Annotated in this window: 11 protein-coding genes and 1 tRNA gene; 5 read left to right on the top strand and 7 right to left on the bottom strand. The window is 71.8% G+C overall.

From position 1 onward, the window contains the following. Both dnaK and VE546_RS12825 read right to left on the bottom strand, forming a co-directional pair. On the bottom strand, positions 1 to 1,184 hold a 1,184-nt coding region (gene dnaK, locus VE546_RS12830), incomplete at its 3' end, for a molecular chaperone DnaK (protein ID WP_324921767.1). Between the two features lie 115 nt (positions 1,185 to 1,299). After that, positions 1,300 to 2,526, bottom strand: a complete 1,227-nt coding sequence (locus tag VE546_RS12825; RefSeq protein ID WP_324921765.1) for a PP2C family protein-serine/threonine phosphatase — start codon at positions 2,524 to 2,526, stop codon at positions 1,300 to 1,302. Positions 2,527 to 2,856: 330 nt separating this feature from the next. Here VE546_RS12825 and VE546_RS12820 point away from each other — a divergent pair, with 330 nt between their 5' ends. From VE546_RS12820 to VE546_RS12810, 3 genes are all read left to right on the top strand, one after another. Continuing rightward, a complete protein-coding gene (locus tag VE546_RS12820) occupies positions 2,857 to 5,151 on the top strand; it encodes a (Fe-S)-binding protein (RefSeq protein ID WP_324921763.1) in 2,295 nt (764 codons plus the stop codon). A 318-nt stretch (positions 5,152 to 5,469) separates the two neighbouring features. Then, positions 5,470 to 6,945, top strand: coding sequence for an FG-GAP-like repeat-containing protein (locus tag VE546_RS12815; protein ID WP_324921761.1), 1,476 nt, complete (start codon positions 5,470 to 5,472; stop codon positions 6,943 to 6,945). Between the two features lie 111 nt (positions 6,946 to 7,056). Then, a complete protein-coding gene (locus tag VE546_RS12810; protein ID WP_324921759.1) occupies positions 7,057 to 8,088 on the top strand; it encodes a Yip1 family protein in 1,032 nt (343 codons plus the stop codon). 112 nt (positions 8,089 to 8,200) lie between these two features. Here the strand turns inward: VE546_RS12810 and VE546_RS12805 are convergent, their stop codons facing one another. From VE546_RS12805 to VE546_RS12795, 3 genes are all read right to left on the bottom strand, one after another. Then, positions 8,201 to 8,698 carry a phosphoribosyltransferase gene (locus VE546_RS12805; RefSeq protein WP_324921757.1) on the bottom strand — a complete coding sequence of 166 codons (498 nt, stop codon included), beginning with the start codon at positions 8,696 to 8,698 and terminating at the stop codon, positions 8,201 to 8,203. Between the two features lie 13 nt (positions 8,699 to 8,711). Beyond that, complete coding sequence (gene dcd, locus VE546_RS12800) at positions 8,712 to 9,287, bottom strand: dCTP deaminase (protein ID WP_324921755.1); 576 nt, start codon at positions 9,285 to 9,287, stop codon at positions 8,712 to 8,714. A gap of 88 nt (positions 9,288 to 9,375) precedes the next feature. Then, the gene (locus VE546_RS12795) at positions 9,376 to 9,558 is read right to left on the bottom strand and encodes a hypothetical protein (RefSeq protein ID WP_324921753.1); all 183 of its coding nucleotides are present in this window, start codon (positions 9,556 to 9,558) and stop codon (positions 9,376 to 9,378) included. 231 nt (positions 9,559 to 9,789) lie between these two features. Here VE546_RS12795 and VE546_RS12790 point away from each other — a divergent pair. Continuing rightward, a tRNA-Gly gene (locus tag VE546_RS12790) sits at positions 9,790 to 9,860 on the top strand. 118 nt (positions 9,861 to 9,978) lie between these two features. Continuing rightward, positions 9,979 to 10,344 (top strand): PH domain-containing protein, encoded by a 366-nt coding sequence (locus VE546_RS12785; RefSeq protein WP_324921751.1) that lies wholly within the window; start codon positions 9,979 to 9,981, stop codon positions 10,342 to 10,344. Between the two features lie 109 nt (positions 10,345 to 10,453). Here the strand turns inward: VE546_RS12785 and VE546_RS12780 are convergent, their stop codons facing one another. Next, a complete protein-coding gene (locus tag VE546_RS12780) occupies positions 10,454 to 11,569 on the bottom strand; it encodes a hypothetical protein (RefSeq protein WP_324921749.1) in 1,116 nt (371 codons plus the stop codon). 202 nt (positions 11,570 to 11,771) lie between these two features. Continuing rightward, a complete protein-coding gene (locus tag VE546_RS12775; protein WP_324921748.1) occupies positions 11,772 to 12,389 on the bottom strand; it encodes a TIGR04222 domain-containing membrane protein in 618 nt (205 codons plus the stop codon). Positions 12,390 to 12,510: the final 121 nt, after the last annotated feature.

Genomic DNA, 12,510 nt, shown 5'->3' with positions numbered 1-12,510 from the left:
TCCGAGCGCTTGGTCGGGATCGTGGTGTTGCGCTCGATCAGCTTGGTCATGATGCCGCCCTTGGTCTCGATGCCGAGGGACAGCGGGGTGACGTCCAGCAGCAGGACGTCCTTGACCTCGCCCTTGAGCACACCGGCCTGGAGGGACGCGCCGATGGCGACGACCTCGTCCGGGTTGACGCCCTTGTTGGCCTCCTTGCCGCCGGTCAGCTCCTTGACCAGCTCGGAGACGGCGGGCATGCGGGTCGAACCGCCGACGAGGACCACGTGGTCGATCTCGGAGATCTGGATGCCCGCGTCCTTGATCACGTTGTGGAACGGGATCTTGCAGCGCTCCAGCAGGTCCTGGGTGAGCTGCTGGAACTGGGCGCGGGTGAGCTTCTCGTCCAGGTGCAGCGGGCCCTCGGCGGAGGCGGTGATGTAGGGCAGGTTGATGGTGGTCTCGGTCGAGCTGGACAGCTCGATCTTCGCCTTCTCCGCGGCCTCGCGCAGGCGCTGGAGGGCCATCTTGTCCTTGGACAGGTCCACGCCGTGGGCGTTCTGGAACTGCTTGACCAGGTAGTCGACGATCCGCTGGTCCCAGTCGTCACCGCCGAGGTGGTTGTCACCGTTGGTGGCCTTCACCTCGACGACGCCGTCGCCGATCTCCAGCAGCGACACGTCGAACGTACCGCCACCGAGGTCGAAGACCAGGATGGTCTGGTCCTCCTTCTCCAGCCCGTAGGCGAGCGCGGCGGCGGTCGGCTCGTTGACGATGCGCAGGACGTTCAGACCGGCGATCTCACCGGCCTCCTTGGTGGCCTGGCGCTCGTGGTCGTTGAAGTACGCCGGGACGGTGATCACCGCGTCGGTGACCTTCTCGCCCAGGTAGGCCTCGGCGTCCCTCTTCAGCTTCTGGAGCACGAAGGCACTGATCTGCTGGGGGTTGAAGTCCTTGCCGTCCAGGCCGATCTTCCAGTCGGTGCCCATGTGACGCTTGACCGACCGGATCGTCCTGTCGACGTTGGTGACGGCCTGGCGCTTGGCGACCTCGCCGACCAGGACCTCACCGTTCTTCGCGAAGGCCACAACGGACGGCGTGGTCCTGGCGCCCTCGGCGTTGGCGATGACGGTGGGCTCACCGCCTTCCAGAACACTGACGACGGAGTTCGTCGTACCCAGGTCGATGCCGACCGCACGTGCCATGTCGAGTTCCTCCAGCTCATGCCTTGAGTAAAACTGACTCAAGGGTGCAGCAGGAGGGAACCCGCCGTCAAGAGAGCTGAGTCATGTCGGCTCAATTCTCCTCCAGTGGCCCGGCTCACATCCCCTCGACGCACTCTTCGACGGCCTCCGGCGGGCCGGCCCGCCCGGCTCCGGGAGGTGACACGTCCGCCGGGCTCCCGGAGTTCCCGGGCGACCGGTCCCCGGTGAACTCCACGGCGAGGACCGCCGCGTCGTCCCGCAGCCCGCGGCCGGTGTACCGGACCACCGCCTCCAGCAGCAGTTCCGGCAGCCGCTCGGTGGGCGCCGCGCGCAGCGCCTCCAGGTGCGGGACGACCGGGAAGAACCGGCCGTCCCCGTCGCGCGCCTCGTCGATCCCGTCGGTGTGGAGCACCAGCCGGTCGCCGGGCCGCCACCGGGTGCGGACCGACCACTCGCCCCGCCCGTCCCCGCGGTGGTCGGCGAACCGGTGCACCAGGCCCAGCGGCGGCAGCGGCTCGACCGCCAGCGGACGGCAGCCGTCGGACGTGAGCAGCAGCGGCGGCGGATGCCCCAGGTCGAGGACGCGCACCACCGGCCCCTCGATCTCCACCAGCGCGGCGGTGACGAACAGCTCGTCCCCCTCCTCGCCGCCCAGGTCGTCCGCGGCCCGCGCCACCGCGCGCGAGCAGCGGCTCGCGACGACCTCCAGCGCGGACTCGTAGAGGGCCGCCTCCCGGAAGGCCCCCAGCACCACGGCCGCCGTACGGATCGCGGGCAGGCCCTTGCCCCGCACGTCGCCGATGATCAGCCGGACGCGCCCGCGGCACGCCACGACCTCGTACAGGTCGCCGCCGACCAGAGTGTCGGACTCCGCGGCGCTGTAGCCGGCCGCCAGCCGCAGCCCGCCCGCGCGGGGCGGGACCGGGGGGAGCACGGCCTGCTGGGCGACCTCGGCCACCCGGCGCAGCCGGACGAGCTGCCCCTCGCGCCGTTCGCGGGCCACGCTCGCCACCAGGCTGGCCGCGCTCATCACGGCCACCGAGGCCAGGACCACCGTGTGGTTGTCCGCCCCGCTCCAGTCGTGGCCGACGGCGTTGCCCAGGCCGATGGCCAGGGACGCCGCGGAGACCGCCAGCACGTCACGGGGGCCGCCGCGGATCGCGGCGAGTGCGGGCGCCGGGGAGAGCAGGGGACCCGCGTGGAAGACATGGCCTCCGAGACTGTCGGCGATCTCGACCGCGGTGACCCCGAGGACGAGCAGCCAGGGCAGGAGCAGCCAGATCCACCGCCGTCCCCACAGGCTCGCGGCGATGCGCGCGGACCCCGCGCTCAGAGGGCGCATAGGGACTTTCCTCCTGACCGCGGGAACCGAGCTTCTCCCTTTTTACCGCATTTCCTATCAATCGAGCGGTGGGAGGATCTATAGGATGGTTCCGCCCGGCCGTCCGGGACTGCCTCCGGGCACGCCCCCGGCCCGGCGCCCCGCCCCGGACGACCCGCGGCCGTCCGGCCCGGCGGCGAGCCCGCCGGGACCGCCTCCTCAGCGACGCAGATCACCGTACGGGCGGCTACAGACGGCCTCCGTTAGTGGGTAGTCTCGAACAGATCGGATAAGTTACCGCTTAGTAAGCTTGCAGCAGCAGGCACCGCCCCGCAGGTTCGAGGAGCCGCCATGCAACTCGCCGCGATCGTCGTCTCGCTGGTACTCACCGCGGTCGGCGTTGCGCTCTTGGCACGCGCCGTCGCGCAGATCTACCGCTTCGTCAGGCTCGGCCAGCCGGTGCCCGCGGGCAGCCGCACCGACAACCCGAAGCAGCGGACGATCACCCTGGTCAAGGAGTTCCTCGGCCACACCAGGATGAACCGGTGGGGGATCGTCGGCTTCGCCCACTGGTTCGTCGCCATCGGCTTCCTGACCCTCCCGCCGACCCTCGCCCAGGCGTACGGGCAACTGTTCCAGGCCGACTGGACCCTCCCCGTCCTCGGCGGCTTCCTGCCGTTCGAGATGTACATCGAGTTCATCGGCCTGATGACGGTCGTCGGCATCCTGGTGCTCATCGCGATCCGGCTGCTCAACCTGCCCACCCGGCCCGGCCGCAAGTCCCGCTTCGCCGGCTCGACGGCCTGGCAGGCGTACTTCGTCGAGTACGTCATCCTCACCATCGGCATCGCGATCCTCGTACTGCGCGGCCTGGAGGGCGCGCTCCACCGCGTCGACCACTACGAGGCGGCGTACTTCGCCTCGTACCCGCTGGTCGCGGCCTTCGACGGGCTGGACGCCGGCACGCTGCAGAACCTGGTCTACCTCACCGCGATGATCAAGATCAGTGTCTCGCTGATCTGGATGATCACGGTCTCGCTCAACATCGACATGGGGATCGCCTGGCACCGTTTCCTGGCCTTCCCCAACATCTGGTTCAAGCGCGAGGCGGACGGCTCCACCGCCCTCGGCGCGCTCCAGCCGATGACCAGCGGCGGCAAGCCGATCGACTTCGAGACCGTGTTCGACGAGGAGGGCGGCGAGGAGACCCGGTTCGGCGTCTCCCAGGTCGAGCACTTCTCCTGGAAGGGCCTGCTGGACTTCTCCACCTGCACCGAGTGCGGCCGCTGCCAGTCGCAGTGCCCCGCCTGGAACACCGGCAAGCCCCTCTCGCCGAAGCTGCTGATCATGTCGCTGCGCGACCACGCGCACGCCAAGGCCCCCTACCTGCTCGCGGGCGGCGGCAAGACCGTGGAGGGCGAGGAGAGGGCCACCGAGGAGCAGCTCGGGGGCGTCCCCGCGGCCGCCCTCGCCGAGGCCGAGCGCCCGCTGGTCGGCACGCTGGAGGAGAACGGCGTCATCGACCCGGACGTGCTGTGGTCCTGCACCACCTGCGGCGCCTGCGTCGAGCAGTGCCCGGTGGACATCGAGCACGTCGACCACATCGTCGACATGCGCCGCTACCAGGTGATGATCGAGAGCGCCTTCCCGAGCGAGGCCGGGACGATGCTCAAGAACCTGGAGAAGAAGGGCAACCCCTGGGGCCTGGCCAAGAAGCAGCGGCTGGAGTGGACCAAGGAGCTCCAGCGGGAGACGGGCATCGAGGTCCCGGTCGTCGGCAAGGACATCGAGGACCTGTCCGAGGTCGACTACCTGTACTGGGTCGGCTGCGCGGGCGCCCTGGAGGACCGGGCCAAGAAGACCACCAAGGCCTTCGCCGAGCTGCTGCACATCGCGGGCGTGAAGTTCGCGATCATGGGCGGCGACGAGAAGTGCACCGGTGACTCCGCCCGCCGCCTGGGCAACGAGTTCCTCTTCCAGCAGCTCGGCCAGGAGAACGTGGCCATGCTGAACATGGCCTTCGGCGAGGACGACGAGGACGAGTCGACGAGGAAGCCGAAGTCCAAGAAGAAGATCGTCGCGACCTGCCCGCACTGCTTCAACACGATCGCCAACGAGTACCCGCAGCTCGGCGGCCACTACGAGGTCATCCACCACACCCAGTTGCTCCAGCACCTGGTGGACGAGGGCCGCCTGATCCCGGTCACCCCGGTCGAGGGCCTGATCACCTACCACGACCCCTGCTACCTGGGCCGCCACAACAAGGTCTACACGCCGCCGCGCGAGATCATCGCCAAGGTGCCGGGCCTGCGGAACGAGGAGATGCACCGCCACAAGGAGCGCGGCTTCTGCTGCGGCGCCGGCGGCGCGCGGATGTGGATGGAGGAGCGGATCGGCAAGCGCATCAACGCCGAGCGCGTGGACGAGGCGCTCTCGCTCAACCCGGACATCGTCTCCACCGCCTGCCCGTTCTGCCTGGTGATGCTGAGCGACTCGGTCAACGGCCGGAAGAACGAGGGCAAGGCCAAGGAGGACCTCCAGGTCGTGGACGTGGCCCAGCTCCTGCTGGACTCGGTGAAGACCCCCGCCGGGCCGGACGACGCGGCCGGGTCGGAGAAGACCCCCGAGCCCGAGCCCGCCAAGTAGCCGACCGCCCCGACCGTCCCGACCGCCGTACGGCCGGCTCCGCAGCCCGCGGAGCCGGCCGTCGCCGTTCGTACGGCGGGCGTACGGGCGCGGGCACACGGACGGGGAGACGTACGGCCGTGGTCGCTCCCGTCCCTTCCTTCGCAGCCTCCCCAAAAGGAACCACCAGTTCCGTACAACCCCGCCACCCCCTCGGAGGTCTCCTGGACGCCATCACCGCGTGAACCCCGGGCCAACGCCCGGTGACGCCCGCGGTCCTGGCACCCATCAGTCCCGGATGCCAGGCGGCATCCTCCCCGTGCAGCAGGAGAGGTCCGAGTGCAGCATCGTTTCCGCACGTCCCTGGCCGCCGCCACCGTGGCGGCCCTGACCGGCGGCCTGCTGGTCGCCGGCGTCGGCACGGCCGCCGCCGACGGCGCCCGTCCCGTCGCCGACTTCAACGGCGACGGCTACCGCGACATCGCCGTGTCGGCCCCCTCCGCCACCGTGAACGGCCGGGAGGGCGCGGGCCAGGTCGTGGTGATCTACGGCTCCGCGAACGGCCTCACCACCGGCTCCCAGCGCACCGTCCTCAGCCAGGACAGCCCCGGCGTCCCCGGCGCCGCCGAGATCGGCGACGCCTTCGGCTTCGAGACCGCCGCGGCCGACTTCGACGACGACGGCTACACCGACCTCGCCGTCAGCAGCCCGTACGAGAAGCTCGGCGACGACGCCGACGGCGGCATGGTCCAGATCATCTGGGGCTCCCCGTCGGGCCTGTCCGGAGGCACCAACGTCCCCGATCCGTCGCCCACCTCCCACGACCGCTTCGGGTTCGTGCTGGAGGCCGCCGACTTCAACGGCGACGACAAGGCCGACCTGGCCATCGGCACCAGCTCCTCCCTCGTCCGCGTCTACCGCGGCGGCTTCGGCCGGGCCGAGGGCCAGACCGGCGGCGCCTACGGCGTCCGCCCCGCCATCCTCGGCGGCGACGTCACCGGCCCGAAGAACCTCCATGCCGGCGACGTCAACGGCGACGACATCGCCGACCTGGTCGTGGACGGCTACGAGGACGTCTCCAGCGACGGCGAGTACCACTGGAACGCCAACTACTACGTGCCCGGCTCCGCCTCCGGCCTGACCACCGACGGCCAGCAGAAGCTCCCCGCCGGCCTCATCACCGACATCGGCGACGTCAACAGCGACGGCTTCGGCGACATCGTCATCGGCATGGACTTCGACGAGGACGTCCCCGGCAGCAGCCCGGGCGGCAAGGTCAACATCCTCCACGGCTCGCCCTCCGGCCCGGGCGGCTACCCCGACGAGACCATCACCCAGGACAGCCCCGGCGTCCCCGGCGGCTCCGAGACGGGCGACGGCTTCGGCGCCGAGCTGGACCTGGGCGACGTCAACGGCGACGGCCACCTCGACCTCGTCGTCGGCGCCCCCGGCGAGACCCTGGGCGACGCGCAGTACACCGGCGCGGTCACCGTCCTGTACGGCGCGGCGGACGGCTCCGGCATCACCGGCACCGGCTCGCAGTTCATCGAGCAGAACACCCCGGGCGTCCCCGGCGGCAACGAGTCCGGCGACTACTTCGGCAGCGACGTCCACCTCGCCGACATGAACAACGACGGCAAGGCCGACCTGACCGTCGGCGCCTTCGGCGAGGACGGCCGCGACGGCGCGGTCACCGCCCTCCGCTCGGACGGCACGAGGATCGCCACCGGCAGCGGCGGCGCCTTCTTCTCCGTCACCACGGTGGGCGTCTCCAAGACCGGCACCCCGCACTTCGGCGTCAACTTCGCCGGCTGACCCCGCACCCTCCGCCTCCCCGCGGGCCCGGCCCTCCAGGCCGGGCCCGCGGCCGCGTCCGGCCACCCCCACCCCGGCCGGGGGGACGGCACCACGGGGTTCCCCTAAGGGATGTCACAGCTCGGCGGCAATGCCGGACTTGGCCCCCGGGGCCCGGTACCACCGCCGCCGGGACACGGTACGTTCGAAGGCGTGGCTGGATTCAGGATCGGACGCGGCCGGGACTCCCGGAACGCACAGCAGCATGGGCAGTACCCCCCGCAGCAGGCCCCGGGGCCGTACGGGCAGCCGACGCACGGGCAGCCACCGTACGGCCGGGGCCCGCAGCCGTCGTACGGAGGCCCCCCGCAGCCCTCGCAGCCCTCGCCCCCGTGGCACCAGGGCGGCGGACGGCACGGCGAGCCGGAGTACTTCGGCGACCCGGGCCACCCCGGCCCCGGCGGCCGGCCGGCCGGGCACGACCCGTACGCCAACACCCCCGGGCACACCCAGGTGTTCAGCCTCGGCGAGGCGCCCGACCACGGCCTTCCCCCGTCCCAGGGCGACGGCTACACCGACGGCGGCACCTACGCCGCGGGCCACCCGCCGGCGGCACCGGCCGGGCCGCGGCTGCACTGGAAGCAGTTGCTGAGCGGCATCGTGCTGCGCCCCAACGCCACCTTCTGGCAGATGCGCGACCACACGGTGTGGGGCCCGGCGCTGGTCGTCACCTTCCTCTACGGCCTGCTCGCCGTCTTCGGCTTCGACCAGGCCCGCGAGGACGCGATCAACTCCACGCTCTCCAGCGCGATCCCGTTCGTCCTGATCACCGGGGTGGCCGTCGTCATCTCCGGGCTGCTGATGGGCGCGGTCACCCACACCCTGGCCCGCCAGTTCGGCGGTGACGGCCTGTGGGGACCGACGATCGGCCTGTCGATGCTGATCATGTCGATCACGGACGCCCCGCGGCTGCTGCTGGCGATGTTCCTCGGCGGCGACGCCTCGCTGGTCCAGGTCGTCGGCTGGGTCACCTGGATCGCGGCGGGCGCCCTGTTCACCTCGATGGTCAGCCGCTCGCACGACCTGCCCTGGCCCAAGGCGCTGGGCGCCTCCGCGATCCAGTTGATCGCGCTGCTGGCGCTGATCAAGCTCGGCACGCTGTAGGCGGGGCCGTACGGGCCCGTACGGGCCCTCTGGCACGGAGCCCCGGCCGCCGTGGTGCGGCGGCCGGGGCTCCGTTGCGTTCCTCCGGCGTTCCTCCCGGTGTCCCCTGCCCTCAGGCGTCCAGGACCTGCCCCTGACGGCGCACCACGGGCGGCTCCACCGACCACGGGAAGTTGATCCACCGGTCGGTGCGCTTCCACACGTACTCGCACTTCACCAGCGACTGCGGCTTCTCGTAGACCACCGCGGACCGCACCTCGGCGACGTGCTCGGAGCAGAACTCGTGCACCAGCTTGAGCGTCTTGCCGCTGTCGGCCACGTCGTCGGCGACCAGGACCTTCTTCTGGCGCAGGTCCACGACGTTGGGCACCGGCGGGAGCATGACGGGCATCTCCAGCGTCTCGCCCACACCGGTGTAGAACTCGACGTTCATGACGTGGAGGTTCTTGACGTCGAGCGCGTAGCCGAGCCCGCCCGCGACGAACAGCCCGCCGCGCGCGATGGACAGGATCATGTCCGGCTCGTAGCCGTCGTCCGCGATGCTCTGCGCCAGCTCCCGGATCGCCCGCCCGAAGAGCTCGTACGTCAGGTTCTCCCGTTCCTCGCTCATGCGCTCGCCTCCCTCAGACCTGCGTGCGGTGGAAGTTCAGGTAGGACCGGGAGGGCGTCGGCCCGCGCTGCCCCTGGTAGCGGGAGCCGTAGCGGGCGGAGCCGTACGGGTGCTCGGCGGGCGACGTCAGCCGGAACATGCACAACTGCCCGATCTTCATCCCGGGCCAGAGCTTGATGGGCAGCGTCGCCACGTTCGACAGCTCCAGCGTCACGTGCCCGGAGAAGCCGGGGTCGATGAACCCGGCCGTGGAGTGCGTCAGCAGACCCAGCCGCCCCAGCGAGCTCTTCCCCTCCAGCCGGGACGCGATGTCGTTCGGCAGCGTGACGACCTCGTACGTGGAGGCCAGCACGAACTCGCCCGGGTGCAGGATGAACGGCTCGTCGCCGTCCGGCTCCACCAGCCGCGTCAGGTCGGGCTGCTCGACGGCCGGATCGATGTGGGGGTAGCGGTGGTTCTCGAACACCCGGAAGTAGCGGTCCAGCCGTACGTCGATGCTGGAAGGCTGCACCATCGCCGGGTCGTACGGCTCGATCCTCACCCGCCCGGTGTCGATCTCGGCCCGGATGTCCTTGTCTGAGAGAAGCACGTGCCGAGCGTACAGACCACGGGCCCGGCGCTCCCGCACCGGGCCCGCATGCCCACATCCTGCCGCGCTGCCGCCGCGCCCGGCCGCCTCAGCGCCTCCCGGCCACCGCCCCCACCGCCCGGGTCACCGGCACGGCCTGCCGCAGCCGCGCGCACCGCGGGCACCGCAGCAGGCGGCCGGGGCCGATCCGGCTGCTGCCGAGGTTCTGCATCGGGAACGTCGAGGTGCTGAACACATGCCCATCGGCGCACTGAACGACGGTGGATTCCATCGCTTGCCTCTCCCCAAGTACGTGGACGACAAAAGCCACATTAAGGGATCAAGCGGCTCGGCAGCCTCAGGCGCCCCACCCCCACCGTACGCCTCAACTCCCTTCCCCCGCTTCCCGACACCACACCTCCAAGCCATCCGCGGGCACACCAAAAAGACCCCTCGGCTGTGCGCCGGGGGTCCGGGATGCGGTACAGTGTGCGTCGATGAGCAGCGTGATCGTTCGCTCTTCGCGGGTGTAGTTTAATGGTAGAACATGAGCTTCCCAAGCTCAGAGCGCGGGTTCGATTCCCGTCACCCGCTCCGGAACTTCGGGCCCAGGTCGGCGACCTGGGCCCTTGTTCGTTCTCCGGGACGGCTGTCGGTGGGGCGGGGTAGGTTGCGGGGACCGGGTACGGCGAGGCGTGGGGGGTTGTCCGGCATGGCGCTGTTCGGGAACGCGCACACCATCGATCCGGGGGCGGCGCAGCAGGACTACGCGCGGCTGCTGGGGCAGGGGGAGGAGGTGCGCGCCGCGTACCTGCTGATCCGCGACACCATCCTCTTCACCGACCGCCGGCTCATCCTCGTCGACAAGCAGGGGATCACGGGCAAGAAGGTGGAGTACCACTCCATTCCGTACCGGAGCATCACGCACTTCTCGGTGGAGACGGCCGGCACGTTCGACCTCGACGCGGAGCTCAAGATCTGGCTCTCCGGCAGTTCCGTCCCGATCCGGAAGACCTTCACCAAGGGCGTCGACATCTACGAGGTGCAGGCCATCCTGACGCAGTTCGTGGCGCGGTAGCCGGCCGGAGCCGCTGGCCGGCCGGACGTGGACGGCGGTTGCGTGTTCGGTGGCTGTTCCTCCCGCGGGTGCGGACGTCGGGTCCGCCCCGGGCCTCGGGGGGCCGGTCTCAGAGGAGCAGGAACATGAGGACGAGGGCGCACAGGGCGGCGGCGGCGAGGGCCGACGCGGCGATCCGTCCGACCCGCCGGCGCGAGGCGACCGGGACGACCTGGAGGCCGTGGCGGCCGGGGAAGACGTAGAAGACCTGGTCGGGGACGGTGACGACGGTGACCCGCGCCAGGGGCAGATGGCGGATGTCCACACGCCGTGCCACCTCGTCCGGTTCCCTGGCGAGGCGGGGTTCGACGGCCGCGCGGTGTTCGGGGGCGAGGTCGTCGGGCAGGGGGTCGTCGTATCCGAGAGTGGCCTCCCGCCACTCCCCCGATCTGGCGGCCCGCCAGCGGACGAGGGGCGGCAGGCGCTTCCCGGGCAGCCGCACCCGCTCCCGGCGGGGGGAGTCCTCGATGACGCCCTCGGTCCAGGAGACCCTCGGGCCCCGGCCGCCGCACGCCTCGTGTGCGACCTTCCCCCGGCCGCCGCACTCCGGGCAGGGGACGGAACCCCGCCCCCGGCAGTCGGGGCACGTCGTGTCGCCGTGGCCTTGGCCCCGGCAGTCGGGGCAGGCGGCGTCCGGCGCGCCGCACCGCTCGCAGGCGGTCCGCCGCACGGGTTCCTCCGACGGTTGCACGGGGGTCCTCCCCCGCTGCCGCTTCCCGCTGCCCCGGCACGCGACACAGCACTCCGTCCTGCGCTCGCGGCAGCCGGCGCACTCCGTCCACCGCGCGCAGGGGAGGCGCCGGTTCCCCCGGCAGCGCGGGCAGGAGACCTTGCCGTCGTCGCAGTAGCAGTCGTGCCGCCGCACCGAGCCGCTGCGCACCAGCCTCCACACCTGCCGCGTCTCCGGGGTCGGGGGCGGGGGGACCGGGTGGTCGTCCACGTTCTCGTAGTAGACGGGCCGGTCCGACAGGTCGGGACGGCCCCTGGCCGCCGCCGGGACCTCCCTGCGCCGTCTCAGGGAGCGGACGACGCGGCAGTCGAGGGCCGAGCACCAGGTGACCTCGACCGCACCCAGCGCGCGCAGGTCCACCACGCCGCCGCCGGCCTCGATCCTCCGCCCGACCGCCGCCAGGACGTCCTCCTCGGCAAGCTGTCGTGTCGGCCGCTCGGTCGGCTCCTCCGCCATGACCACCCCCTGCCGCCGGTGCCCGCGCCCGGTGCGCTCCGGGCCCCGGCGCACCGTTGGTCGCCGCACTGTAGCGAGGCTTCCCGCCGTCCACGGCCAAAACGCCGCGACACGGCACGACACGGTGCGAACAGGATGTTTCCCCGGCGCGCGGAAGCCCGGGGAGCGCCCATCGCGCGGGGTGGCGCCGGTGGGCCCGGGCTCAGCAGTCGCCGCCACCGCCGCCGCCGAAGGAGCCGTGGCCGGTGTCCACGTGGTGGCCCGAGGCGGGCACGACCGCGTCCGGGTCGATGGCCCTGGTGCCCATGCGGACCAGGCGCCGGCGGAAGACGGACGGCGGCGCGGACCCGACTCCGACTCCGGCTCCGGTGAGGGTGCGGCGCAGGGGCCCGTCCGGGAGGGCGGACGGGCCGTCGAGGACGTACGCGGGGAGGGTGCCGTCCCGCCTGGCCCGTACCAGACGGCGGCGGCCCGCACGGGTGGGACGGCGGCGGAAGCGGTGGGTGAGCAGGCCCTGGGAGGCGAGCCGGCGGCCGATCTCCGCCACCTCGGGGCCGTCCGAGACGGCGGTGAGGACGTAGACCACGCTCGCGCTGCGCGGGCACAGACCGGTGAGGGCGCACTCGACCGGGTGGTCGGGCCGCGGCGCCTCCTCCACGGCGCGCACCCGGGTGGCCCTGACCGTGACGGTGCCGCGCTCGCCCAGCGCGACGAGGGCGGCTTCGGCCACCTGCCACGGGCCGCCGGCCAGGTACGCGGCGTCGTACGGCTCCAGTGCCCGCGGCGCCGGTGAGGCGGGCCGCCGGAAGGCGGTGCGCATGGAAGTCCCCCCGTCCGTCCTGCTGTTCCCCTGTGGGCAGTGTCGTCCGGAACGCCGGCGGTGAACCCCGGAAGGCGCCGGTTCAGAGCGGAATCTGAGGTTGGCGGCCGGACCGGGCGCG

The sequence above is a fragment of the Streptomyces sp. genome (genome assembly GCF_035644915.1).
Lineage (GTDB): Bacteria > Actinomycetota > Actinomycetes > Streptomycetales > Streptomycetaceae > Streptomyces.
The sequence above is the reverse complement of the archived record's forward strand: the minus strand, read 5'-3'. Positions and strand labels throughout refer to the sequence as shown.

What these genes read in the sequence shown, in the direction of transcription:
- VE546_RS12825 (WP_324921765.1), bottom strand. Translation starts at nt 2,526, where the DNA reads ATGCGCCCTCTGAGCGCGGGGTCCGCGCGCATCGCCGCGAGCCTGTGG.
- VE546_RS12820 (WP_324921763.1), top strand. Translation starts at nt 2,857, where the DNA reads ATGCAACTCGCCGCGATCGTCGTCTCGCTGGTACTCACCGCGGTCGGC.
- VE546_RS12810 (WP_324921759.1), top strand. Translation starts at nt 7,057, where the DNA reads ATGTCACAGCTCGGCGGCAATGCCGGACTTGGCCCCCGGGGCCCGGTA.
- VE546_RS12805 (WP_324921757.1), bottom strand. Translation starts at nt 8,698, where the DNA reads ATGAGCGAGGAACGGGAGAACCTGACGTACGAGCTCTTCGGGCGGGCG.
- VE546_RS12795 (WP_324921753.1), bottom strand. Translation starts at nt 9,558, where the DNA reads ATGGAATCCACCGTCGTTCAGTGCGCCGATGGGCATGTGTTCAGCACC.
- VE546_RS12785 (WP_324921751.1), top strand. Translation starts at nt 9,979, where the DNA reads ATGGCGCTGTTCGGGAACGCGCACACCATCGATCCGGGGGCGGCGCAG.
- VE546_RS12780 (WP_324921749.1), bottom strand. Translation starts at nt 11,569, where the DNA reads ATGGCGGAGGAGCCGACCGAGCGGCCGACACGACAGCTTGCCGAGGAG.
- VE546_RS12775 (WP_324921748.1), bottom strand. Translation starts at nt 12,389, where the DNA reads ATGCGCACCGCCTTCCGGCGGCCCGCCTCACCGGCGCCGCGGGCACTG.